Raw genomic sequence first — 23,058 nt, forward strand, 5'->3', positions numbered from 1 at the left:
GTTGTTTGACATCCCGTAGGCCCCTGCAAGCGCAGCGCCGCCGGGCAAAAAAAAGCCCCTCTACTGAGGGGCTTTTTGCATTACAGCACCTTATGCGGGCCGAAGCATTCGTAGTGAATGTTCTCTTTATTCACCCCCAGCTCAAGGAGCTGCGCGGCGGCATACTGCATAAAGGCCACCGGGCCACAGACGTAGAACTGCATCTCCGGGGCGTGGAACTGCTCTTTATGCTCGCTTAACGCCATCAGGCCTTCGCTGTCGAAGCGGGCAGCGGCACGGTCGTCATCCGACGGCAGGCGATACCAGGTATGAGCGGTAAAGTGCGGCAGGCCGGCAGCCAGGCTTTTCACTTCATCAGAAAACGCATGCACTTCGCCATTCTCTGCAGCGTGGAACCAGTTCACCTGCGCCTTATGCTGCGCCTTCGCCAGGGTGTCCAGCATCGCCAGCATCGGGGTCTGGCCGACACCGGCGGAGATCAGCGTCACCGGGGTATTGCTTTCAACAGCCATAAAGAAGTCGCCCGCAGGGGCGGCCAGATGCACCACATCACCCACGCGGGCTTCGTTATGCAGCCATGTCGAAACCTGACCGCCTTCCTCGCGTTTTACCGCAATGCGATAGCTTTTGCCGTTTGGCTTGCGGGTCAGGGAGTACTGGCGGATCTCCTGATGCGGGAAGCCTTCAGGCTTCAGCCACACGCCCAGGTACTGGCCTGGCTGGTAATCGGCAACCGGCTGGCCGTCGACGGGTTCAAATTCAAAGCTGGTGATAAGCTGGCTGCGCGGGGTTTTTTCCACGATACGGAAGGCGCGGGTACCTTCCCATCCGCCGGTCTTACTGGCGTTTTCGCTGTAGATCTGCGCTTCACGGTTGATGAAGACATTCGCCAGCACGCCGTAGGCTTTGCCCCAGGCGTCCAGCACCTCCTGGCCCGGGCTGAACATTTCGTCCAGGGTCGCCAGCAGGTGGGTGCCAACAATGTTGTACTGCTCAGGTTTGATCTGGAAGCTGGTATGTTTCTGAGCGATTTTTTCCACTGCTGGCAGCAGGGCCGGCAGGTTCTCGATGTTGCTGGCGTAGGCGGCAATGGCGTTGAATAACGCTTCGCGCTGATCGCCATTACGCTGGTTGCTCATGTTAAAAATCTCTTTGAGCTCCGGGTTGTGCGCGAACATACGATCGTAAAAATGGGCGGTAAGTTTAGGACCCGTTTCGACCAGCAGGGGAATCGTGGCTTTTACGGTAGCGATGGTTTGGGCATCTAACATAGCAGCTTCCTTCAAATGTTACTTTAATAGTGTATTTTGAATGCATCTTATAAAAAATAACCCTGCTTTGTAAATGGTTCTTTGCAACATGAATTAACTGCATCACAAACCTGAAAAGAATTCCCTTTTGCAGGGCGAGTACGCTATTCCTCAAACCCTTGCGTGGCGGGTAGGTAAACGTTTGCGTAAAATCCTTTGTCAAGACCTGTTATCACTCTGCTAATCAGTTATACTGTTGCCCGTCGTCCATCAGGACTGCCTTTTCAGGCCAAAATTTACTTGTTAGCTGAGTCAGGAGATGCGGATGTTAAAGCGTGAAATGAACATTGCCGATTATGATGCCGAACTGTGGCAGGCTATGGAGCAGGAAAAAGTACGTCAGGAAGAGCACATCGAACTGATCGCCTCCGAAAACTACACCAGCCCGCGCGTGATGCAGGCGCAGGGCTCTCAGCTGACCAACAAATATGCTGAAGGTTACCCGGGCAAGCGCTACTACGGCGGTTGCGAGTATGTCGATGTGGTTGAACAGCTGGCAATCGACCGTGCAAAAGAGCTGTTTGGCGCTGATTACGCTAACGTGCAGCCGCACTCTGGCTCTCAGGCTAACTTCGCTGTCTATACCGCACTGCTGCAGCCGGGCGATACCGTACTGGGTATGAACCTGGCGCAGGGCGGCCACCTGACTCACGGCTCCCCGGTTAACTTCTCCGGCAAACTGTACAACATCATCCCTTACGGTATCGATGAGTCCGGTAAAATTGACTACGCCGACATGGAGAAGCAGGCCAAAGAGCACAAACCGAAGATGATCATCGGTGGTTTCTCTGCCTACTCCGGTGTTGTTGACTGGGCAAAAATGCGTGAAATCGCAGACAGCATCGGCGCATACCTGTTCGTCGATATGGCACACGTTGCCGGTCTGATCGCCGCAGGCGTCTACCCGAACCCGGTTCCACACGCACACGTTGTCACCACCACTACCCACAAAACCCTGGCCGGTCCGCGCGGCGGCCTGATCCTGGCGAAGGGCGGTGACGAAGAGCTGTACAAAAAACTGAACTCTGCTGTCTTCCCAAGCGCGCAGGGCGGCCCGCTGATGCACGTTATCGCGGCAAAAGCCGTGGCGCTGAAAGAGGCGATGGAGCCAGAGTTCAAGGTTTACCAGCAGCAGGTTGCTAAGAACGCCAAAGCGATGGTGGAAGTCTTCCTGAACCGCGGTTACAAAGTGGTCTCCGGCGGGACTGAAAACCACCTGTTCCTGCTGGATCTGGTTGATAAAAACCTGACCGGTAAAGAAGCTGACGCTGCCCTGGGCCGCGCCAACATCACCGTTAACAAAAACAGCGTACCAAACGATCCGAAGAGCCCGTTTGTGACCTCCGGTATCCGTATCGGTTCTCCGGCTGTCACTCGCCGCGGCTTTAAAGAAGCGGAAGTGAAAGAGCTGGCGGGCTGGATGTGCGACGTGCTGGACAACATCAACGACGAAGCGGTTATCGAACGCGTGAAAGCGAAAGTGCTGGAAATCTGCGCCCGCTTCCCGGTTTACGCATAAGTCTGCCTCGCAGAACAAAAAGGCCGCGCAAGCGGCCTTTTTTATGGCTAACGCCGGTCGATGGAGATAGCGCCCGGCCCGGCCACCGCCAGCAGCAGGAATCCGCCAGCGATGCTGATGTTCTTGAAGAAGTTAATCATGTTCGGCATCACCGCATCGCCACTCATATCCCAGTAGTGGTGCCCAATCAACGCCGTTCCCAGCGTATAAAAGACAAACAGCACCGCCAGCGGGCGAGTAAAAAAGCCGAGCGCGATAAGAATGGCGGCGGGCACTTCCATGATCACCGCGACAATGGCCGCCAGCATCGGCATCGGAGCGCCCAGCTTCACCATATACTGCACCGTGCCGTCAAAACCGAACATTTTAGGCACGCCGAAAATAATGAACAGAAGGATAAGGGCGAGACGGGCAATCAACAGGATCAGCGCCCGGGACTGACCAAAATCGAAATACCGTAGTGTGTTCATGGCAGGCTCGTTTGGGGTGGGATTTATCTTAAAGCTAATACACAAATTGCCGCCCCGCCATTCCGCTTTTCGCCATAAATCAGCCATCAGGATGATTTAAATTCCCCCCTTTCAGCATGTTCTCCGCTAGCCTTCCGCCAGCGCGTCCTCCACGAACAGAAAGCCAATGCCGATAATCTGCTGCTGCCGGGTTAAGCCGCCAAAGGCGATTTCCGTTTGCCGGTTACGCACCGCATCGCCGTGATCGAAGGGGGTAAATCCAATCTGGCGATTGATGGTCTGCAGCCAGCGTTCGCCAAAGGCGCAGCTGCGGCCATAGAACCAGATTTGGTTGATATTAAGGATATTGAGCAGGTTGTAGAGCGTCAGCCCGATCGCGTTGGCGGCCTCGTCAGCCCAGCGCTGAATTGGAGCATTCCCCTGACGCCAGGCCTCAATCAGTTGCAGACTGGTGAGGCTGTCCGGATCAAGCCCGAGGGTGCCGGGCTGGGATTTCAGCCATAAACGCGCCTGTTTTTTAAGGGCTGAGAGGGAGGCGACCGTCTCCAGACAGCCGTAGCGTCCGCAGGCGCAGGCTACGCCGTCGCGATCGAAAATGGTGTGGCCAATTTGCCCGCTGCCGTTAAGCGTCCCGCGATAGACCTGGCCATTAATCACAAACGAGGATCCGATACCGTAATCGACGTTAATCACGCAAAAATCGTCGCGGTTGGCCGGGTTTTGCCACTTCTCTGCCAGCGCCAGCATCACACAGTCGTTATCCACCTTCACCGTGATGCCCAGTTTTTCTTCCAGCAGATACTTAATCTCAACCGGTTTTTTCCACGGCGCCTGGGGCATCATCTGCGATACCCCGGTGGCGGTATCGACCTGGCCGTGGATCCCCAGCGCCAGATTAATGCGCTGCCCCGGCCACTGTTTGCGCTGCTGCTGCCACAGGTTCTCAATGGCCTGTAACAACGCTTCGGGCGTCTGTGCGTTCACGTCAGTCCAGCGAAACTCGCCTAACGGCGACATACGGGCGTCGATAAGCTGGCTCTCAATGCTGGTGGGGCTGACATTCATGCAGAGTATTAATGGCCCCGCATCCGGGATCTGATAATGGCCGCTGTTCATTCCCCGGGTGCTGAGGTTTTCACTGGAATGCCCAAGCTTTTTGTCCGCCACCAGCTCATCCAGGATCTTGCTTACCGCCGGAATAGAGAGCCCGGTGTGCTGGGCCAGCTGGGATTTGCTCAGGCGCTTGTAGCGCCAGACCAGGGACATGATCGTGCGGCGGTTATGCTGTCGTACCCTGTGATTGTTCAGACCGGATAGCTGCATTCACTAAACTCCGTTAATTATATTGCGTGAGCATTACGCAATCAGCGCGCTGAATTCCTCTCTACACTGCCATCTTATCGCTTTTTACTGTTATTTGTTTACTGGAGAGTGAATATGTCTGGAGCAGTGAAGGTCTGGCGGGAGACCGTGGCATTACCGACGTGGACCACCGGCGCAGAAGATACCAACCCGATGTTCCTGGAAAAGCGCGTCTATCAGGGCTCCTCTGGCGCGGTCTATCCCTACGGCGTGACCGATACCCTGACCGGCGTTCGCGAAACCCGTAATTACCAGGCCGTCTGGATGGAAAACGACTTCATCCGCATTATGCTGCTGCCGGAGCTGGGGGGACGTATTCATCGCGCGTATGACAAAGTCCAGCAGCGTGATTTCGTCTACTACAACGAAGTAGTGAAACCGGCGCTGGTGGGGCTGCTGGGGCCGTGGATATCCGGTGGGATCGAGTTTAACTGGCCGCAGCACCACCGCCCAACCACCTTTATGCCTGTCGACGTCACCATTCAGGAGCAGGATAACGGGGCGCAAACCGTCTGGCTGGGCGAGGCCGAGCCGATGCGCGGCCTGCAGGTGATGACCGGATTTACCCTTTACCCTGACCGGGCATTGATTGAGATCGCCGGTAAAGTCTTCAACGGCAACGCCACGCCGCGCCACTTCCTGTGGTGGGCAAATCCGGCGGTGAAAGGTGGGGACGATCACCAGAGCGTCTTCCCGCCGGACGTCACGGCGGTATTTGACCATGGCAAGCGCGCCGTCTCTGCCTTCCCGATCGCCACCGGCACCTACTATAAAGTCGATTATTCCGCGGGCGTGGATATCTCCCGCTACAAAAACGTGCCGGTGCCAACCTCCTACATGGCGGAAAAATCGGACTACGATTTCGTCGGGGCATACCATCACGGCGAGCGCGGCGGCTTGCTGCACGTGGCCGACCACCATGTGTCGCCGGGGAAAAAGCAGTGGACCTGGGGTCATGACGATTTTGGCCGTGCCTGGGATCGCAATCTGACCGATGAAAACGGCCCCTATATCGAGCTGATGACCGGGGTGTTTACCGATAACCAGCCCGATTTCACCTGGCTTGCACCCTACGAAGAGAAGATCTTCGTGCAGAACTTCCTGCCCTATAGCGAACTGGGACAGGTGCATAACGCCAACACGCAGCTGGCGCTTAAGCTGGAACGGCGTGAGCAGCAGCTTCACCTCGGCCTCTACGCCATCGCACCGCTGCATGATGTGCGGCTCGAGCTGACCGCCGACGAAAAACCGGTCTGGGAGACGCACCTGACCCTGATGCCGGGCGAAAGCTGGCAGCAGGCGCTGCCGGATACCTGGCCGCAGCGCTTAACGCTGAGGGTGAAAGAGGCCTCGGGCCGCACGCTGCTCCACTACCAGGAGCATATCCCGCAGGAGACGCCGCTGCCGGATCCGGCCACCGCGCCCGCCATGCCGGAAGAGATCAGCAACAGCGATGAACTCTATTTTATCGGGCAGCATCTGGAGCAGTACAACCATGCCAGCCGCTATGCGGAAGATTACTATCGCCGGGCGCTGGCGCTGGATGCTAACGACTATCGCAATAACGTGGCGCTGGGCACGCTGGCGCTCAACCGTGCCGACTGGGCGCTGGCGCAACGCTGCGCCGAAGCCGCGCTGGTTCGCGCCCATCGTCTGAATAAAAACCCCCGCGACGGCGAAGCCAGCCAGCTGCTGGCGACGGCCCTGGAGCGGCAGGGGCAGGACGACGCCGCATGGGATCACTACTACAAAGCCTCGTGGAGCGGAAACTGCCGTGATGCGGCTTTCTTATCCCTGGCGCGGCTGGCGATGAAGCGCGGCAACGCGGCTGATGCGCTGGAAAAAGTTGATATCAGCCTTAGCACCAACGCCAGCAACAACCTGGCGATGGGGCTGAAAGCCCTCGCGCTGGCAGAGGTGCAGGGCGAAGGCGCAGCGCTGGACTACATTCAGCGCTGCCTGCAAACCCATCCTCTGAGCTACGCCCTGCACTATGCCCGCTGGGCAATCAGCCGGGATGATGCTGCCTGTGACCAGCTGTTGCAGGTGACTGGTCGTCGAGGGGCCAATGCCTGCCTGCTGGCGGGCTGGTTAATCTCGATGGGCATGCGCGACGCCGCCCGCGAGATGCTGGATCTGCTCGACAGCCAGGAGACGTTGCCCCAGCTGTGGCGGGCCGCCTTAAGCGACGATCCTGCTACCCGTGCCCGCTATATTGCCGCGGCGCGGCGCTGCGAGGCCAACCGGGTACGTTTCCCGAATGCGCTTGATGAAGTGCAAATGCTGCAAACCCTGCACGACGACCCGTATGCCTGCTATCTGCTGGGCTGCTTCTGGTACAGCAAACGCCGCTATGACGATGCGGTGAAATGCTGGCAGACCACGCTGGCGCAGGAGCCGGAGTTTGCCCCTGCCCACCGCCTGCTGGGGATCTACGCCTGGAATAAACAGCACAACCTGGCGCTGGCGGCGCAGTGTCTGCAGCGCGCCGTGGCCCTGGAGCCGGACAATCCGCGTTTCCTGTTTGAGCTTGATTATCTCAATAAGCTCACCGGGCAGCCGGTGGCGAAACGCCTCGCCATGCTCACCGAGCGGGAGCGCGTGGCGCTGAAGCGCGATGACCTCACCGCAGAACTCCTGAGTCTGTGGAACGGTTCCGGGCGCTACGATGCTGCGGCGCAGGTACTTCAGGAGCGGCAGTTCCATCCGTGGGAAGGGGGGGAAGGCAAAGTGACCGGGCAGTATCTGCTGAACCAGCAGCATCGTGCCCTGCAGCACATAAGCCGCGGGGAATTCCAGGAGGCGATGGCTCTGCTGCAGGCGGCATTGCACTATCCGCACAATCTGGGGGAGGGGCGTCTGCCGGGGCAAACCGATAACGATATCTGGTATCTGCTGGGGTTCTGCCATGCGCAAAGTGGCGTACATGCCGACGCGCAACGCTGTTTTGCCCGGGCGGCACAGGGCGGCTCCACTCTCGATGCCGGACGCTACTACAACGATCAGCCAGCGGACTATCTGTTCTGGCAGGGAATGGCGCTGCGCCAGTTGGGCGATCCCGCCGCGGCGGAGCGCCACTTCCAGGGATTCCTGGCGTGGGTGCAGGCCCATCGCGACGACCTGCCCGAAGCGGATTTCTTTGCAGTTTCGCTCCCGGATCTGGTGGTACTGGATACGCCAGCGGGTCATCAGCACCAGCAGCATTGCCTGTTCATTGAGGCGCTGGGCTATGCAGGGCTGGGCGAGCTCGCGGCCTGCAAACGCCTGTTGGGGAACTTACTGGCGCTGAACCCGGCCCATGACAAAGCGCATCTGTTTCAGCATGCGCAGGCCACGGGCATTTTCCATTAACTGACCTCGCAGGTGGGGAAACCCACCTGTTAACCCTCTGTACCCTGCGTTTCCCTTAAAGAGGAATCAACATGAATAATAGCGCGCAGACACAACTGAAAATGGGCTACGTCTGGACTATCTGTCTGGTCGCCGCCTGCGGCGGACTCCTGTTTGGCTACGACTGGGTGGTGATTGGCGGGGCCAAGCCCTTCTATGAAGCCTGGTTCTCCATTACCGACCCGGCACAGTCCGGCTGGGCGATGAGTTCCGCCCTGGTGGGCTGTATCTTCGGGGCGCTGATCTCCGGCTGGTGTGCCGATAAATTTGGCCGCAAGCGTCCGCTTATCCTCTCGGCGGTGCTGTTCAGCGCCTCGGCGTGGGGCACGGCGGTGGCGGGCAGTTTTGATATGTTTGTGGTCTGGCGCATCGTCGGCGGCCTCGGTATCGGCCTGGCCTCCGCCCTGAGTCCGCTCTACATCGCGGAGGTCAGCCCGGCGGAAAAGCGCGGTCGCTTCGTAGCCATTAACCAGCTGACCATCGTGGTGGGCGTGCTGGCCGCACAGCTGATTAACCTGATGATTGCCGAGCCGGTAGCGGCAGGCGCCACTCAGGAGGCCATCATTCAGACCTGGAACGGGCAGACCGGCTGGCGCTGGATGTTTGGCGCTGAGCTGGTTCCCGCCCTGGCGTTTCTGGTGTTGATGTTCTTTGTCCCGGAATCGCCGCGCTGGTTGATGAAGGCGGGCAAGCCAGAGCGTGCGCGCGCCATGCTGGAGCGTATTGGCACCCCGGCGTACGCCAGTCAGACCTTAAAAGAGATCGCCCACACCCTGGAGAAAGACACCCAGAAGGTGGCGTTCTCCACGCTCCTGCAACCGCAGGTCAAACCGATTGTCATCATCGGCATCGTGCTGGCGATGTTCCAGCAGTGGTGCGGGATCAATGTGATCTTCAACTATGCCCAGGAGATCTTCGCCTCCGCCGGGTTTGATATCAACGACACCCTGAAATCGATCGTGGAGACCGGCATCATTAATCTGGTCTTTACCCTCGCCGCGCTGCCGCTGGTGGATAAGATTGGCCGCCGCAAGCTGATGCTGCTCGGCGCCTCAGGCTTGACCATTATCTACGTGCTGATTGCCAGCGCCTACGCTATGAACATCATGGGCTGGCCGGTGCTGCTGCTGGTGCTGGCGGCGATTGCCATCTACGCCGTGACGCTGGCGCCGGTCACCTGGGTGCTGCTGTCGGAGATCTTCCCCAACCGCGTGCGCGGCCTGGCGATGTCCGTGGGCACGCTGGCGCTGTGGATCGCCTGCTTCCTGTTAACCTACACCTTCCCGCTGCTCAATGCCGGTCTGGGTGCGGCGGGGAGCTTCCTGCTCTACGGGGTGATCTGCGCGGCGGGCTATCTCTACATTCTGCGTAAAGTGCCGGAGACCAAAGGCGTGACGCTGGAGGCGCTGGAGGCACAGCTGGAAAAACAGCACGGCAAGGTTGCCTCCGCAAATCATGCTGAGCGCGTGCACTAATGGAAACGCTGTTGATTGAAAACGCGCATCTCCGGATGCGCGTCAACCCGCAGGGCGGCGGGTTACAGGAACTCTTTTCCCTGACCTGCGGGCAGCCGGTGTTATGGGACGGCGGCGACAGCGCGCTGTTTCCGATGGTGCCGCTGGCAAACCGGGTGGCGGGGAATCGCTTCTGGTTTCAGGGGCGGGAGGTGGTGTTGCCGCAAAGTCCGGTTGATGAGCGCTTCTTCCTGCACGGTGATGGCTGGCAGTCGCGCTGGCAGATAGCTTCGCATTCCGACACGGCGTGCGTCCTCACCTTGCGCAGCCAGCATCAGTGCGGTTTTGATTATCAGGCCGGGCTGCGCTACCAGCTGCGCGGGAACGTTCTGCGGGCGGAGCTGACGCTCACCCATCTTGGTCAGGCGCCGATGCTGTACGGCCTGGGCTTTCACCCGTGGTTCTGTTTTGATGCGCAAAGCCGCCTGCGCTTCTCCGCCAGCGGCTACTGGCCGGAAGGTGCACACCATTTACCGCAAGCCTGGCAGAGCAATATCCCGGCGGATGTCGATTTCAGCACGTCACGCCATGGCGGCGATCGCTGGCTGAACGTCGGCTATTCCGGCTGGAACGGCGTGGCGACCCTGGATCATGGTGTGATGAATATCACAATTACAGCGCAAACTCCGTGGTTGATGCTGTTCAGAATGTCGGGTCAATCGTTCTTATGCCTTGAGCCCCAGAGCCATCCGGTCAATGCCCACCATATGGCCGGGCAGCCTGGCCTGGTGGCGTTAGCCCAGGGAGAGAGCAGTCGTTTTGCGATGGAAATCGCCGTCGAAAAGGCTCGCCGAAACTGTTAAACCGCTGTTAATACTCCCTTGCGCCAGCCCGTTTTTGCCGCCAGACTATCGCCTCCAAAACGGGAGGGATTCATGGTTTTGCATTCCACACGCTGGCTGGCGCTCAGCTACTTCACCTACTTTTTTAGCTACGGTATTTTTCTGCCTTTCTGGAGCGTCTGGCTCAAGGGAATTGGCCTTACGCCGGAGATGATTGGCCTTCTGCTGGGCTCGGGCCTGGTGGCACGTTTTCTCGGTAGCCTGCTTATTGCGCCGCGCGTCAGCGATCCCTCCCTGTTAATCAAAGCCGTACGCGTGCTGGCGCTGCTCACCCTGGTGTTTATGGCCGGTTTCTGGGTCAGCCAGCAGTTTGCCTGGCTGATGGTGGTGATGGTGGGCTTTAACCTCTTCTTCTCGCCGCTGGTTCCGCTGACCGACGCGCTCGCCAATACCTGGCAAAAGCAGATCACCATGGACTATGGCCGGGTGCGGCTGTGGGGCTCGATTGCCTTTGTGATTGGCTCGGCGCTGGTGGGCAAACTGGTGAGCCTTTACGACTATCGCGCGATTCTGGCGCTGCTGAGCGTGGGGATCCTGTCGATGCTGCTCGGTATGCTGTTGCGTCCTTCAGTCATGCCGCAGGGGGAGAGCCGTCAGCAGGAGAGCGCAGGCTGGCCCGCCTGGCGATCGCTTGTCGCCCAGAGCTGGCGTTTTCTGGCCTGCGTCTGTCTGCTGCAGGGGGCGCATGCCGCCTACTATGGCTTCAGCGCTATCTACTGGCAGGGAGCCGGGTATTCAGCCTCCGCTGTCGGCTATCTCTGGTCGCTGGGCGTGGTAGCGGAAGTGATTATCTTTGCTCTCAGCAACAGGCTGTTTCGCCGCTTCAGCGCCCGGGACCTGCTGCTGTTATCGGCCCTCTGCGGGATTGTACGCTGGGGTCTGATGGGCTGGACCACGGAGCTGCCGTGGCTGATTGTGGCGCAGATCCTGCACTGCGGCACCTTTACGGTGTGCCACCTGGCGGCGATGCGCTATATCGCGGCGCGCGAAGGCAGCGACGTGATCCGCCTGCAGGCGGTCTACTCCGCCGTGGCGATGGGGGGCAGTATTGCCATCATGACCGTGTTTGCCGGTTTCCTTTACCAGCATCTGGGTCACGGGGTCTTCTGGGTGATGGCGCTGGTGGCGCTGCCCGCGGTTCTGCTGCGTCCGCGCGTGGCAGTGCGCTAAGTTTCCAGCATGGCGCGAATATGTTCCTGCTGCTGCGCATTCAACGCCTCGACGGCATGGATAAGCGGCGGCGAGAACAGCGGCAGGGCGGTGGTGTAAGGTGTGACCACCAGGGCCGCTTCGCGCGGGGCACCCTCCTTCTGAAAAGACTGTAGCGTCACATAGCGAATGTTCAGCGGCAGCAGGGTCAGTTCCCGGAGCTGCTGTTCAATCAGCTCCTCGCACGCTTTATCCTCACCGGTCAGCAACACCACCTGCTTTTCATGCAGATCGGTCTCCTGCATCAGCCAGGCGCCAAAGATCACCGCCACCAGGCTCGCCTCCTCCTCGGAGAACCGCAGGCCGAATTCGGACTCCAGCTCAAACAGCACCTCCCGGGTGGTACGCATCAGGCGCGGATAGAGGCGGTGGATCTCCTCCGGCAGGCTGTTGTCGATGCCAATGCCAAACAGCGAGCGGTCCAGCGCCTGGGCAAGGTGGATATAGAGCTGAGCGGTCAGTCCCTGCTCGTCACTGAAATGCATCCCCGTTTGTTCCCGGAAGCGGTCGATCATCCGGGTAATGGCGTGGCGCAGGCGTTCATCTTCCTGGTGCGCATCGCGCAGCGGATCGGGGGTACGCAACATCATAAACAGCAGAGCCAGAAACAGCTGTTCATCCGCGTGGGGAACCTGCACCACGCGGCGCTGCCAGTGGCGTACAATCTCCTGCGCCATCAGATATTCGTTACGCGACTGGGTCCAGTTACGCTGAACCACTGTAAACTGCGGCGTCTGGCCCAGATGGTGCTGGAGCAGGCAGTATTGCAGGTAGAGCTGTAAAAACTGCGCATCGCGGCATTCAAACTGCCGTTGCAGTCGGCGGGAACAGAAATTGACCAGCGCCTGCAGGTTAGTGTCGTCATATAACGTGCGGGCGATGCCGAGCTGCTTTAGCGCGATCTTCAGAGATGGGGTAAACTGCTGCGCGATGAAGTGGGGGCAGAGGCGTAACGCCCGGCGCAACCAGTGCAGCAGGCATAAGCGTTGATTAAGGTGGCTACCTTCCAGCAGGTAGCAGCCATCATGCTGTGTCGCAATGTCGAGCTGGTGATAGCGCTGGATCTCCATGCGCATCTCGTCGATATCCTGCCGGCAGAGGGCATCATCGACACCATTGATTTCCCCGATGCTTTGCACAGTGGCGCGAAAGCCTGGCACATAGAGCATCAACAGAACCTGGCAGCGGCGCTGCGAACTGGAAAGTGCAGATGGCATTTCGAGAGTCGTCATCATCTGTCGGGTTCCAGTGAGTGTGTTTGATAAGAATAGCTAAAGGATGTACGCCATAGCACGGGATGCCGGGCTTTCCTTCAGGAATGCGGGTGAACATCACAGAATTTTTGACGTGAGGATGAGATGCAAATAGTTAAACGCAGCGCAACTGCGCTTTTTTTGGCGGTTTTGTCTTTTTCCGCCGTCGCGCACCCTCACAGCTTTATCACCCTGAAAACGCAAATCATGGTGAAGGATGAGCAGGTCACCGGCCTGAAAATGCGCTGGGTAATGGACGAGCTAACATCCGCCGATCTGCTTTATGATGCCGGGAACGCAAAGCCCGGGGATGAAATCTGGAAAAAGCTGGCGGCGGAGGTCATGGCCAACGTGCTCGGCCAGCACTACTTTACCGAGTTCTGGCATAACGGGGAGAAGGTGAAATTTCTTAACCGCCCCACTCAGTACGGTATGAGCCGCATTGATCACCAGGCGGTGCTGACCTTTATCCTGCCGCTGGCGGAGCCCCAGCCGCTGGCCGGACAAAAGTACACCTTCTCGACCTTCGATCCCTCTTATTACGTCGACATGAGCTATGCAGAGGATAGTGACGTGACGCTGCCTGACGGCCTGAAAAGTCAATGCGCCCTCACTATCGATACCCCGGAGCCCAGCGATGAGACGCTCAACTTTGCCAGCTCGCTGGATAAAGATGATGCCCCGCCGGAAGATATGAATCTCGGCAAACAGTTTGCCCAGACGGTGACCTTACAATGTCAGTAATGCGCGCGCGACGTGGGTGGGATCTCTGGCCGCTGGCGCTGTTCCTCGTTGTGGCGGCGGCGGGAGCCGTGTGGTTATGGCAGGCGTGGCCGCAGGTGATGCGCCAGAGCATTCTCTGGCAGCGGGAGGTCAACCAGCAGATGAGCGGTTTGTTGAAAGCGGTGGCCGATAACCCGACGGCAGCAGGCGGGTCACTGCTGATCTTCAGCTTCCTCTATGGCGTGCTGCACGCGCTGGGGCCGGGACATGGCAAAATTGTTATCACCACCTGGCTTGCGACCCACCCCTCAAAACTGAAATCGAGCATCGGCTTAACCCTGGCCTCCTCTTTATTACAGGGGGGCGTGGCGATCGCCCTGGTGGTGGGGGTATTAATGCTGCTGCGGCTCCCGGCGCGGGATCTGCACATGAGTAGCTTCTGGCTGGAGAAGGGCAGCTACGCCCTGGTGGGCGTGCTGGGGATTATGCTCTGCTGGCGGGCGCTGAAAAAACTGCGCGCCTTGCTGCGCAAACCGACCTTCAAAGCCTTTACCCCGCATCACGTCCACGACGCAAACTGCGGCTGCGGCCATCAACATCTGCCCACGCCGGGGCAGATGCAGGGCGCGGACGACTGGCGGACGCGGCTGATGATTATTCTGTCGATGGGGATGCGGCCCTGTTCCGGGGCCATTATGGTGCTGCTGTTCAGTAAGGTGATCGGCGTATTCAGCTGGGGTGTGGCCTCGGCGCTGGCGATGGCGGCGGGAACGGGGTTAACCATCTCTTCGCTGGCACTGCTGGTGCACGGCTTTCGCCATCTGGCGGTCAGGCTCAGCGGCAATAAAACGCCGGTGCTGTGGCGACAGGTCGGATGGACGACGCTGGCATTAGCGGGCGGTGTGGTGTTGCTGGCGGCGGCGGTCATCATGTGGCTGAGCGCGGTGCCGGTGGGCAGAGGGCTGAGGCCGTTTTAGTCGTCCCTGCCGGGCAAAAATCCCAAAATGGCGGGATATGATTGTCGCTTCGACAGGGATGTTTTAGTTTGCAAGCTTTGCTTTGGGGTCATGACAAGGAGTCACGATGACCGATCATAATACTACTGTTTCAACACGCAATCTCTGGTTAGCCGCCGGGTCCGGCCTGCTGTCGGCCTGGCGCTCGTCTGCTTCTGGCCCGAACTGGCGAGCTGGTGGCCTGAAGATCTCCCCCGCATCTATTCCACCCTCTATTTTCTTATCGGTATGGGGCAAACCAGCATCGACACGCTTCCGCTCGCCATGTACGGCAAGCTGCTGGTGGCCGGTTTTGTGCTGGCTTTTCTGCATCCCGGCTACAGCAAAATACCTCTCGTCGCCTGGATGCTGCATAACCAGCCTTCGGCCAGGCAATTCTTTGACTGGATAGTGCGCAGCTGGATCCTGCAGGGCGGTTTTTTTGTCATTGTTTTCTGGCGCATCGGATTTACGCAGAATCTCTCCCACGAGGTATTGCTGCGCTTTGTCGCAGCGTTCAACTACGTCTGCTATTTCGCCACGCTGGTACTGGGTGTGTTGCTGGTTCGCGATGCCTTGTGCTGGCGGAAAAGCGCTGAAGGTCCCCGGAGCAATATTCGGCTGCCGCTCATTTTCGCGCTGAGCTTCTATATGCCTTCACAAATCGTGTGGCTACTGCTGGGGGCGCGGGAGCATGATTTGATCCTGACAGGATGGCTGCTATTCGTCCCCACCATGATTGGCGTGCTGTTAGCCAGACTGGCGACGGGCGGTATCGCCTGTCTGCTGCATCAGTGGCTGGGGGAGGCGCGGTGTCAAAAAGGGTGGCGGTATTTTGCGCTGTTTAACGGCATGGCGGTGCTGGCGATGGTCACCAATACCTTCATTCGTATACTGCTGTCACGGCTGCAGTAATCGTTAATTGTCTGGGGCGGGCAGGGCAGGAAAAGAGGCGGGTGAAAGATCTTCACCCGCCTGCTGAGATTAACGCTTCAGCGCTTCGCTCAGTTCGTCACGCATGTTCGCCAGCATGGCTTTTACCACGCGTGGGTTACCCGCAACGATGTTGCCAGACAGCATGTAGTTGTGGCCACCGGTGAAATCACACACCAGCGCACCCGCTTCACGCGCGATCAGTTCGCCAGCGGCGAAGTCCCACGGCTTGAGGCCAATCTCGAAGTAACCATCAACGCGGCCAGCGGCAACATAAGCCAGGTCCAGCGCAGCGGAGCCGGTACGGCGGAAGTCGGCGCACTCGGTGAACAGTTTGCCCAGAATTTTCATGTACGCAGGGGCGTGCTGTTTGGCTTTGAACGGGAAGCCGGTCGCCAGGATGGTGCCGTCGAGGTCGCGAGCGTTGGTGCCGCGCAGACGGTAGCCGTTCAGCTGTGCGCCCTGACCGCGGGTGGCGGTGAAGAGTTCGTTACGCATTGGATCGTAAACCACGGCCACTTCGGTACGGCCTTTGATGCGTACAGCGATAGAAACAGCGAAGTGTGGGAGACGTTTAACGAAGTTGGTGGTGCCATCCAGTGGATCAATAACCCATTGAACATCCTGATCTTCGCCCTCATGCTCACCGCTTTCTTCGGTGATGATGGTGTGCTGCGGGTAAGATTTGCGAATGGTGTCGATAATTACAGCTTCTGCCGCTTTATCAACGTTGGTCACAAAGTCATTGCTGCCTTTCTGGCTGGTTTCTACGGAATCGGGTGTTTCGTAGTGTTTGGCAATTACATTACCCGCCTTGCGCGCTGCGCGCACGGCGATGGTCAACATAGGATGTTGCATCGGTTACTCTCACTGGATGTTAAAGAACGGGGAAACGAAAACGGCGCAGAGTATAGCAGCGGGATCGGAATATGTCTTCCGTTTATGATAACATCATCGAATATTCTCCATACTCAGAAAAATTATGCTGCAAAATATCCGAATCGTGCTGGTCGAAACATCGCATACCGGCAACATGGGCTCCGTAGCCCGCGCTATGAAAACCATGGGCTTAACCAATCTCTGGCTGGTTAACCCGCTGGTCAAACCCGACTCCCAGGCCATTGCCCTCGCGGCAGGGGCCAGCGACGTGATAGGCAATGCCCAGATCGTCGATACCCTGGATGAAGCCTTAGCGGGTTGTAGCCTTGTGGTGGGTACCAGCGCGCGTTCCCGCACCCTGCCGTGGCCGATGCTCGACCCGCGTGAATGCGGGCTGAAAAGCATCAGCGAAGGCCAGCATGCGCCGGTGGCGCTGGTGTTTGGCCGTGAGCGCGTGGGGCTGACCAACGATGAGCTGCAGAAGTGTCACTATCATGTCGCCATTGCCGCCAACCCGGAGTACAGCTCGCTGAACCTGGCCATGGCCGTGCAGGTCATCGCCTATGAGGTGCGTATGGCCTGGCTGGCAACCCAGGAAAAAGATGTTCCCGCCGCGCAGGAAGAGACGCCTTATCCGCTGGTGGACGATCTGGAGCGGTTCTACGGCCATCTGGAGCAGACCCTGCTCGCCACCGGCTTTATCCGCGCCGGTCATCCGGGTCAGGTGATGAACCGTCTGCGCCGCCTCTTTACTCGCGCCCGTCCGGAGAGCCAGGAGCTGAACATCCTGCGCGGTATTCTGGCGTCGATTGAGCAGAAGAATAAAGAGTAGTGCGGTGTGGCGCCGGGTGGCGCTGCGCTTACCCGGCCTACGAAACCCGTAGGCCCGTGCAAGCGAAGCGCCGCCGGGCAAAAACAGATGAACGCACAGAAGGTTAAATACCTGACTAAATCAGTCAAGTAAATAGTTGACCATTTTAGTCAGGAATGTCAGACTTGGCCCTGCTATGCAATACCCCCACTTTACAATAAAAAACCCCGGGCAGGGGCGAGTTTGAGGTTAAGTAAGACATGAGACTGACATCTAAAGGGCGTTATGCCGTGACCGCGATGCTGGACGTTGCGCTCAACTCCGAAGCGGGCCCGGTTCCATTGGCTGATATTTCTGAACGTCAGGGAATCTCCCTCTCTTATCTGGAACAGCTTTTTTCCCGACTGCGTAAAAATGGCCTGGTTTCCAGCGTTCGCGGTCCTGGCGGTGGTTATCTGTTAGGTAAAGACGCGGGCAGTATTGCGGTTGGTGAAGTGATTAGCGCAGTTGACGAATCCGTCGACGCGACCCGTTGCCAGGGTAAAGGCGGCTGTCAGGGCGGCGACAAATGCCTGACGCACGCGCTGTGGCGCGATCTGAGCGACCGTCTGACCGGTTTCCTGAACAATATCACCCTCGGTGAGCTGGTAAATAACCAGGAAGTTCTGGATGTATCAGGCCGTCAGCACAGCCACGATTCCCATCGTAATACCCGCGCGCAGGACGCTATCGACGTCAAATTACGCGCGTAATAAAAAGATAAGTATTTCAGAATCAGGCCGGGGCGTAACGCCCCGTGTACTCGGTCGTACATCCAGCCGGTTGCCTGATTCCTTGCATTGAAGCGATGTACGGAGTTTATAGAGCAATGAAATTACCGATTTATCTCGACTACTCCGCAACCACGCCGGTGGACCCGCGTGTTGCCGAGAAAATGATGCAGTGTCTGACCCTGGACGGAAACTTTGGTAACCCAGCTTCCCGTTCACACCGTTTTGGCTGGCATGCTGAAGAGGCGGTAGATATCGCCCGTAACCAGATTGCCGAGCTGGTTGGTGCCGACCCGCGTGAAATTGTTTTCACCTCTGGCGCAACCGAATCCGATAACCTGGCGATTAAAGGTGCCGCTAATTTCTACCAGAAAAAAGGCAAGCACATCATCACCAGCAAAACTGAACACAAAGCCGTGCTGGATACCTGCCGTCAGCTGGAGCGTGAAGGATTTGAAGTAACCTACCTCGCCCCGCAGCGCAACGGTATCATCGACCTGAAAGAGCTCGAAGCGGCAATGCGTGACGACACCATTCTGGTCTCCATCATGCACGTTAACAACGAAATCGGCGTGGTGCAGGATATCGCGACAATCGGCGAGCTGTGCCGTGCGCGCGGCATTATCTATCACGTGGATGCGACCCAGAGCGTGGGCAAACTGCCTATCGATCTGAGCCAGCTGAAAGTGGACCTGATGTCCTTCTCCGGCCATAAAATCTACGGCCCGAAAGGTATCGGCGCGCTGTACGTGCGTCGTAAGCCACGTATCCGCATCGAATCCCAGATGCACGGCGGTGGTCACGAGCGCGGCATGCGTTCCGGTACGCTGCCTGTTCACCAGATCGTGGGCATGGGTGAAGCTTACCGTATCGCCAAAGAAGAGATGGAAACCGAGATGGCGCGCCTGCGTACGCTGCGCAACCGTCTGTGGGAAGGCGTGAAGGATATGGAAGAGGTCTACCTGAACGGCGATCTCGAGCAGGGCGCACCAAATATCCTCAACGTCAGCTTCAACTATGTTGAAGGCGAGTCGCTGATCATGGCGCTGAAAGACCTGGCCGTCTCTTCCGGTTCTGCGTGTACTTCCGCAAGCCTGGAGCCGTCCTACGTACTGCGTGCGCTGGGCATGACCGACGAACTGGCACACAGCTCTATCCGCTTCTCTTTAGGTCGTTTTACTACCGATGAAGAGATTGACTACACCATCCAACTGGTTCGCAACTCCATTGGCCGTCTGCGTGATCTTTCTCCACTGTGGGAAATGTACAAAGAAGGCGTGGATCTGAACAGCATTGAATGGTCACATCACTAATCGGTTTGTAAGGAGAATTCAGCATGGCATACAGCGAAAAAGTTATCGATCATTACGAGAATCCACGTAACGTGGGCTCCTTCGACAACAGCGACGACAGCGTGGGCAGCGGCATGGTGGGTGCACCAGCGTGTGGCGACGTGATGAAGTTGCAGATTAAAGTCAACAATGAAGGTATCATTGAAGACGCGCGCTTCAAGACCTACGGTTGCGGTTCCGCAATCGCGTCGAGCTCCCTGGTTACCGAGTGGGTGAAAGGCAAGTCTCTGGACGAAGCGCAGGCGATTAAAAATACCGATATTGCTGACGAACTCGAACTGCCGCCGGTGAAAATTCACTGCTCTATCCTGGCGGAAGATGCGATCAAAGCCGCAATTGCGGATTACAAAAGCAAACGTGAAGCAAAATAATTAGTTGAGGTTGTTATGTCGATTACCCTTAGCGACAGCGCTGCCGCGCGAGTAAGCGCCTTCCTGGCAAACCGTGGCAAAGGCTTTGGCCTCCGACTGGGTGTACGCACCTCCGGTTGTTCCGGTATGGCGTATGTACTGGAATTTGTTGACGAACCTGCGGCGGAAGACACCGTGTTCGAAGACAAAGGCGTGAAGGTGGTGGTCGATGGTAAAAGCCTGCAGTTCCTGAACGGCACTCAGCTGGACTTTGTTAAAGAAGGTCTTAACGAAGGGTTTAAGTTCACCAACCCGAACGTGAAAGACGAGTGCGGCTGCGGCGAAAGCTTCCACGTATAATTGCGCATCACCTGTTAACCCCACCGCAGCCAGGCTGTGTGTGGGGTTTGCTTTAATCAGCTAACCCTGAGATTGTTATGGATTACTTCACCCTCTTTGGGTTACCAGCCGGGTATGAAATTGATACTCAGGCGCTGGCGGCCCGTTTCCAGGATCTGCAACGTCAGTATCACCCGGATAAATTCGCCAGCGGCACGCAGGCGGAACAACTGGCGGCGGTGCAGCACTCTGCGACCATCAATCAGGCGTGGCAAACCCTGCGCAATCCGCTGAGCCGGGCAGAATATCTGCTTTCGCGCCACGGGTTTGATCTCTCCAGTGAGCAACACACCGTCCGCGACACCGCGTTCCTGATGGAACAGCTGGAGCTGCGTGAAGAGCTGGATGAGATTGAACAGGCCAAAGACGAAGCCCGTCTGGAGCGCTTTATCAAGCGCGTAAAAGGGATGTTCGATACCCGCCATCAGCAGATGGTTAACCAATTGAATAACGAGACGTGGGATGTGGCAGCGGACAGCGTTCGCAAGCTGCGTTTTCTCGATAAACTGCGAAGCAGTGCTGAACAACTCGAAGAAAAGCTGCTCGATTTTTAATTTCGGAAGCGATTATGGCCTTATTACAAATTAGTGAGCCTGGTTTAAGTGCCGCACCGCACCAGCGTCGTCTGGCGGTGGGCATCGACTTAGGCACCACAAACTCGCTGGTGGCGACCGTGCGCAGCGGCCAGGCTGAGACGCTGGCGGATGCGCAGGGTCAACATCTGTTGCCTTCTGTGGTCCACTATCAGCCTCAGGGCCACAGCGTGGGCTTCGATGCCCGCGCCAATGCCGCGCAGGATCCTGCCAACACCATCAGCTCGGTAAAACGCATGATGGGCCGCTCGCTGGCGGATATCCAGAACCGTTATCCCCATCTACCGTATCAGCTGCAGGCAAGTGAAAATGGCCTGCCGATGATCGCCACTGCCGCAGGGTTAATGAACCCGATCCGCGTCTCTGCCGATATCCTCAAGGCGCTGGCCGCCCGCGCCACCGCGACCCTTTCAGGCGAGCTGGATGGCGTGGTGATCACCGTGCCGGCCTATTTCGATGACGCCCAGCGTCAGGGCACCAAAGATGCCGCGCGTCTGGCGGGCCTGCATGTGCTGCGTCTGCTCAACGAGCCGACCGCGGCCGCCATTGCCTATGGTCTCGACTCCGGCCAGGAAGGGGTGATCGCAGTATTCGATCTCGGCGGCGGGACTTTTGATATCTCCATCCTGCGCCTGAGCCGCGGGGTGTTTGAAGTGCTGGCGACCGGCGGCGACTCTGCCCTCGGCGGTGACGACTTCGACCATCTGCTGGCGGATCACATCCGCGAGCAGGCGGGGATTGCCGATCGCAGCGACCTGCGCGTCCAGCGCGAGCTGCTGGATGCGGCCATTGCCGCCAAAATCGCCCTCAGCGATGCCTCCTCCGTGACCGTTGAGGTGGCGGGCTGGAAAGGCGACATCAGCCGCGAGCAGTTCAATGAACTGATTGCCCCGCTGGTGAAACGCACCCTGCTGGCCTGCCGCCGCGCGCTGAAAGATGCGGGCGTGGAAGCCGAAGAGGTGCTGGAGGTGGTGATGGTCGGCGGTTCAACCCGTGTGCCGCTGGTGCGTGAGCGCGTGGGCGAGTTCTTTGGCCGCACGCCATTAACCTCTATCGATCCGGATAAAGTGGTCGCTATCGGCGCCGCTATCCAGGCCGATATTCTGGTCGGCAACAAGCCGGACAGCGAAATGCTGCTGCTGGATGTCATCCCGCTCTCCCTCGGGTTAGAAACCATGGGCGGCCTGGTGGAGAAAGTGATCCCGCGTAACACCACCATTCCGGTGGCCCGCGCGCAGGAGTTCACCACCTTTAAGGATGGCCAGACTGCAATGTCGATCCACGTGCTGCAGGGTGAGCGCGAGCTGGTTCAGGACTGCCGTTCGCTGGCGCGTTTCGCCCTGCGCGGCATTCCGGCGCTGCCTGCAGGCGGGGCGCACATCCGCGTGACCTTCCAGGTGGATGCGGACGGCCTGCTGAGCGTCACGGCGATGGAAAAATCGACCGGTGTCGAATCCTCCATTCAGGTGAAACCGTCCTACGGTCTGACCGATAATGAGATCGCCACCATGATTCAGGACTCAATGAGTTTTGCTGAGCAGGATGTGAAGGCGCGTATGCTGGCCGAACAGAAAGTCGAAGCCGCACGCGTGCTGGAAAGCCTGAACAGCGCACTCACTGCTGATGCCGCGCTGCTAAGCGCCGCTGAACGTCAGGCCATTGACGATGCCGTCGCACAGTTGATTGCGGTGGCCGAAGGCAATGATGCTGACGCCATAGAACAAGCGATTAAAAACGTTGATAAACAAACCCAGGAGTTTGCCGCTCGTCGTATGGACCAGTCTGTCCGTACCGCGCTGAAAGGCCACTCCGTGGACGAGGTTTAATATGCCAAAGATTGTTTTTCTGCCACATGCGGACCTCTGTCCGGATGGCGCAGTTCTGGAAGCTGAGACCGGCGAAACCATCCTTAACGTTGCCCTGCGTAACGGTATTGAAGTGGAACACGCCTGTGAAAAATCCTGTGCCTGCACAACCTGCCACTGCATCGTCCGCGAGGGGTTTGACTCTCTTGCGGAGAGCACAGAAGATGAAGACGACATGCTGGATAAAGCATGGGGTCTGGAGCCGGAAAGCCGTCTGAGCTGTCAGGCGCGCGTCACCGATGAAGATCTGGTGGTCGAACTTCCGCGTTATACGCTTAACCACGCACGCGAGCATTAATATGGGACTGAAGTGGACAGACAGCCGTGAAATCGGCGAGGCGCTGTACGACGCCAACCCGGATCTCGATCCGAAGACCGTACGCTTCACCGATATGCATCAGTGGATTTGCGATCTGGAAGAGTTTGACGACGATCCCAACGCATCCAATGAAAAAATTCTGGAGGCGATTCTGTTAGTCTGGCTGGACGAAGCAGAATAAAACGTAACGGGCTGCCTTC

Annotated in this window: 22 protein-coding genes; 17 read left to right on the top strand and 5 right to left on the bottom strand. The window is 58.1% G+C overall.

Annotation, left to right across the window (positions count from 1 at the left end; translation table 11 throughout):
* Positions 1–80 precede the first annotated feature (80 nt).
* Positions 81–1,271 (bottom strand): NO-inducible flavohemoprotein, encoded by a 1,191-nt coding sequence (hmpA, locus tag B3X29_RS09420; protein WP_103180738.1) that lies wholly within the window; start codon positions 1,269–1,271, stop codon positions 81–83.
* 304 nt (positions 1,272–1,575) lie between these two features.
* Here hmpA and glyA point away from each other — a divergent pair, with 304 nt between their 5' ends.
* A complete protein-coding gene (glyA, locus tag B3X29_RS09425; protein ID WP_103180737.1) occupies positions 1,576–2,829 on the top strand; it encodes a serine hydroxymethyltransferase in 1,254 nt (417 codons plus the stop codon).
* A gap of 47 nt (positions 2,830–2,876) precedes the next feature.
* On the opposite strand, the gene B3X29_RS09430 is transcribed toward glyA, so the two are convergent.
* Positions 2,877–3,299: a DoxX family protein gene (locus B3X29_RS09430; protein ID WP_159340027.1), complete on the bottom strand. Its 423-nt coding sequence runs from the start codon at positions 3,297–3,299 to the stop codon at positions 2,877–2,879.
* A 126-nt stretch (positions 3,300–3,425) separates the two neighbouring features.
* Positions 3,426–4,622 (bottom strand): ROK family protein, encoded by a 1,197-nt coding sequence (locus B3X29_RS09435; RefSeq protein WP_103180735.1) that lies wholly within the window; start codon positions 4,620–4,622, stop codon positions 3,426–3,428.
* Between the two features lie 114 nt (positions 4,623–4,736).
* Here B3X29_RS09435 and B3X29_RS09440 point away from each other — a divergent pair, with 114 nt between their 5' ends.
* From B3X29_RS09440 to B3X29_RS09455, 4 genes are all read left to right on the top strand, one after another.
* Entirely contained in the window at positions 4,737–8,012 is a 3,276-nt protein-coding gene (locus B3X29_RS09440; RefSeq protein WP_159340028.1) for a DUF5107 domain-containing protein, read from the top strand.
* 71 nt (positions 8,013–8,083) lie between these two features.
* The gene (locus B3X29_RS09445) at positions 8,084–9,526 is read left to right on the top strand and encodes a sugar porter family MFS transporter (RefSeq protein ID WP_290527435.1); all 1,443 of its coding nucleotides are present in this window, start codon (positions 8,084–8,086) and stop codon (positions 9,524–9,526) included.
* Entirely contained in the window at positions 9,526–10,368 is an 843-nt protein-coding gene (locus B3X29_RS09450) for an aldose 1-epimerase (protein ID WP_159340029.1), read from the top strand. Before B3X29_RS09445 ends, B3X29_RS09450 begins: the two co-directional genes overlap by 1 nt.
* 72 nt (positions 10,369–10,440) lie before the next feature.
* Positions 10,441–11,577 (top strand): 3-phenylpropionate MFS transporter, encoded by a 1,137-nt coding sequence (locus tag B3X29_RS09455; RefSeq protein ID WP_103180731.1) that lies wholly within the window; start codon positions 10,441–10,443, stop codon positions 11,575–11,577.
* On the opposite strand, the gene csiE is transcribed toward B3X29_RS09455, so the two are convergent.
* Positions 11,574–12,851, bottom strand: a complete 1,278-nt coding sequence (csiE, locus tag B3X29_RS09460; RefSeq protein WP_290527437.1) for a stationary phase inducible protein CsiE — start codon at positions 12,849–12,851, stop codon at positions 11,574–11,576. The two genes, B3X29_RS09455 and csiE, sit on opposite strands and share 4 nt — an antisense overlap.
* A gap of 123 nt (positions 12,852–12,974) precedes the next feature.
* Here csiE and B3X29_RS09465 point away from each other — a divergent pair, with 123 nt between their 5' ends.
* From B3X29_RS09465 to B3X29_RS09475, 3 genes are all read left to right on the top strand, one after another.
* Positions 12,975–13,613: a DUF1007 family protein gene (locus tag B3X29_RS09465; RefSeq protein ID WP_103180729.1), complete on the top strand. Its 639-nt coding sequence runs from the start codon at positions 12,975–12,977 to the stop codon at positions 13,611–13,613.
* Positions 13,604–14,569 (top strand): nickel/cobalt transporter, encoded by a 966-nt coding sequence (locus B3X29_RS09470; RefSeq protein ID WP_103180728.1) that lies wholly within the window; start codon positions 13,604–13,606, stop codon positions 14,567–14,569. The genes B3X29_RS09465 and B3X29_RS09470 overlap by 10 nt, the downstream gene beginning before the upstream one ends.
* 267 nt (positions 14,570–14,836) lie before the next feature.
* The gene (locus B3X29_RS09475; RefSeq protein WP_159340030.1) at positions 14,837–15,502 is read left to right on the top strand and encodes a hypothetical protein; all 666 of its coding nucleotides are present in this window, start codon (positions 14,837–14,839) and stop codon (positions 15,500–15,502) included.
* Positions 15,503–15,571: 69 nt separating this feature from the next.
* Here B3X29_RS09475 and suhB read toward each other — a convergent pair whose 3' ends face one another.
* Positions 15,572–16,378, bottom strand: a complete 807-nt coding sequence (gene suhB, locus B3X29_RS09480; RefSeq protein ID WP_103180726.1) for an inositol-1-monophosphatase — start codon at positions 16,376–16,378, stop codon at positions 15,572–15,574.
* A gap of 124 nt (positions 16,379–16,502) precedes the next feature.
* On the opposite strand from suhB, the gene trmJ reads away from it, so the two are divergent.
* The 9 genes from trmJ (at position 16,503) to iscX (ending at position 23,039) form a co-directional block, all read left to right on the top strand.
* Complete coding sequence (trmJ, locus tag B3X29_RS09485; protein ID WP_103180724.1) at positions 16,503–17,231, top strand: tRNA (cytosine(32)/uridine(32)-2'-O)-methyltransferase TrmJ; 729 nt, start codon at positions 16,503–16,505, stop codon at positions 17,229–17,231.
* 239 nt (positions 17,232–17,470) lie between these two features.
* The gene (gene iscR / locus B3X29_RS09490) at positions 17,471–17,962 is read left to right on the top strand and encodes a Fe-S cluster assembly transcriptional regulator IscR (RefSeq protein ID WP_103180723.1); all 492 of its coding nucleotides are present in this window, start codon (positions 17,471–17,473) and stop codon (positions 17,960–17,962) included.
* 116 nt (positions 17,963–18,078) lie between these two features.
* A complete protein-coding gene (iscS, locus tag B3X29_RS09495; RefSeq protein ID WP_103180722.1) occupies positions 18,079–19,293 on the top strand; it encodes a cysteine desulfurase in 1,215 nt (404 codons plus the stop codon).
* Positions 19,294–19,316: 23 nt separating this feature from the next.
* On the top strand, positions 19,317–19,703 hold the full coding sequence (iscU, locus tag B3X29_RS09500; protein WP_004866383.1) for a Fe-S cluster assembly scaffold IscU: 387 nt from the start codon (positions 19,317–19,319) through the stop codon (positions 19,701–19,703).
* Positions 19,704–19,718: 15 nt separating this feature from the next.
* Positions 19,719–20,042 carry an iron-sulfur cluster assembly protein IscA gene (iscA, locus tag B3X29_RS09505; protein WP_103180721.1) on the top strand — a complete coding sequence of 108 codons (324 nt, stop codon included), beginning with the start codon at positions 19,719–19,721 and terminating at the stop codon, positions 20,040–20,042.
* Between the two features lie 77 nt (positions 20,043–20,119).
* On the top strand, positions 20,120–20,635 hold the full coding sequence (gene hscB / locus B3X29_RS09510) for a co-chaperone HscB (RefSeq protein ID WP_156655033.1): 516 nt from the start codon (positions 20,120–20,122) through the stop codon (positions 20,633–20,635).
* A 14-nt stretch (positions 20,636–20,649) separates the two neighbouring features.
* Complete coding sequence (hscA, locus tag B3X29_RS09515) at positions 20,650–22,500, top strand: Fe-S protein assembly chaperone HscA (protein ID WP_159340031.1); 1,851 nt, start codon at positions 20,650–20,652, stop codon at positions 22,498–22,500.
* Position 22,501: 1 nt separating this feature from the next.
* The gene (fdx, locus tag B3X29_RS09520; RefSeq protein WP_039029728.1) at positions 22,502–22,837 is read left to right on the top strand and encodes an ISC system 2Fe-2S type ferredoxin; all 336 of its coding nucleotides are present in this window, start codon (positions 22,502–22,504) and stop codon (positions 22,835–22,837) included.
* Between the two features lies 1 nt (position 22,838).
* Positions 22,839–23,039: a Fe-S cluster assembly protein IscX gene (gene iscX, locus B3X29_RS09525; RefSeq protein ID WP_032613119.1), complete on the top strand. Its 201-nt coding sequence runs from the start codon at positions 22,839–22,841 to the stop codon at positions 23,037–23,039.
* Positions 23,040–23,058 lie beyond the last annotated feature (19 nt).

The organism is Leclercia sp. UBA5076 (assembly GCF_002416465.1).
Lineage (GTDB): Bacteria > Pseudomonadota > Gammaproteobacteria > Enterobacterales > Enterobacteriaceae > Enterobacter.

What these genes read in the sequence shown, in the direction of transcription:
- iscX (WP_032613119.1), top strand. Translation starts at nt 22,839, where the DNA reads ATGGGACTGAAGTGGACAGACAGCCGTGAAATCGGCGAGGCGCTGTAC.
- iscS (WP_103180722.1), top strand. Translation starts at nt 18,079, where the DNA reads ATGAAATTACCGATTTATCTCGACTACTCCGCAACCACGCCGGTGGAC.
- suhB (WP_103180726.1), bottom strand. Translation starts at nt 16,378, where the DNA reads ATGCAACATCCTATGTTGACCATCGCCGTGCGCGCAGCGCGCAAGGCG.
- B3X29_RS09455 (WP_103180731.1), top strand. Translation starts at nt 10,441, where the DNA reads ATGGTTTTGCATTCCACACGCTGGCTGGCGCTCAGCTACTTCACCTAC.
- B3X29_RS09465 (WP_103180729.1), top strand. Translation starts at nt 12,975, where the DNA reads ATGCAAATAGTTAAACGCAGCGCAACTGCGCTTTTTTTGGCGGTTTTG.
- B3X29_RS09470 (WP_103180728.1), top strand. Translation starts at nt 13,604, where the DNA reads ATGTCAGTAATGCGCGCGCGACGTGGGTGGGATCTCTGGCCGCTGGCG.
- B3X29_RS09430 (WP_159340027.1), bottom strand. Translation starts at nt 3,299, where the DNA reads ATGAACACACTACGGTATTTCGATTTTGGTCAGTCCCGGGCGCTGATC.
- hmpA (WP_103180738.1), bottom strand. Translation starts at nt 1,271, where the DNA reads ATGTTAGATGCCCAAACCATCGCTACCGTAAAAGCCACGATTCCCCTG.
- iscU (WP_004866383.1), top strand. Translation starts at nt 19,317, where the DNA reads ATGGCATACAGCGAAAAAGTTATCGATCATTACGAGAATCCACGTAAC.
- B3X29_RS09440 (WP_159340028.1), top strand. Translation starts at nt 4,737, where the DNA reads ATGTCTGGAGCAGTGAAGGTCTGGCGGGAGACCGTGGCATTACCGACG.
- B3X29_RS09475 (WP_159340030.1), top strand. Translation starts at nt 14,837, where the DNA reads ATGGGGCAAACCAGCATCGACACGCTTCCGCTCGCCATGTACGGCAAG.
- B3X29_RS09450 (WP_159340029.1), top strand. Translation starts at nt 9,526, where the DNA reads ATGGAAACGCTGTTGATTGAAAACGCGCATCTCCGGATGCGCGTCAAC.
- B3X29_RS09435 (WP_103180735.1), bottom strand. Translation starts at nt 4,622, where the DNA reads ATGCAGCTATCCGGTCTGAACAATCACAGGGTACGACAGCATAACCGC.
- iscA (WP_103180721.1), top strand. Translation starts at nt 19,719, where the DNA reads ATGTCGATTACCCTTAGCGACAGCGCTGCCGCGCGAGTAAGCGCCTTC.
- iscR (WP_103180723.1), top strand. Translation starts at nt 17,471, where the DNA reads ATGAGACTGACATCTAAAGGGCGTTATGCCGTGACCGCGATGCTGGAC.
- B3X29_RS09445 (WP_290527435.1), top strand. Translation starts at nt 8,084, where the DNA reads ATGAATAATAGCGCGCAGACACAACTGAAAATGGGCTACGTCTGGACT.
- fdx (WP_039029728.1), top strand. Translation starts at nt 22,502, where the DNA reads ATGCCAAAGATTGTTTTTCTGCCACATGCGGACCTCTGTCCGGATGGC.
- csiE (WP_290527437.1), bottom strand. Translation starts at nt 12,851, where the DNA reads ATGATGACGACTCTCGAAATGCCATCTGCACTTTCCAGTTCGCAGCGC.
- hscA (WP_159340031.1), top strand. Translation starts at nt 20,650, where the DNA reads ATGGCCTTATTACAAATTAGTGAGCCTGGTTTAAGTGCCGCACCGCAC.
- hscB (WP_156655033.1), top strand. Translation starts at nt 20,120, where the DNA reads ATGGATTACTTCACCCTCTTTGGGTTACCAGCCGGGTATGAAATTGAT.
- glyA (WP_103180737.1), top strand. Translation starts at nt 1,576, where the DNA reads ATGTTAAAGCGTGAAATGAACATTGCCGATTATGATGCCGAACTGTGG.
- trmJ (WP_103180724.1), top strand. Translation starts at nt 16,503, where the DNA reads ATGCTGCAAAATATCCGAATCGTGCTGGTCGAAACATCGCATACCGGC.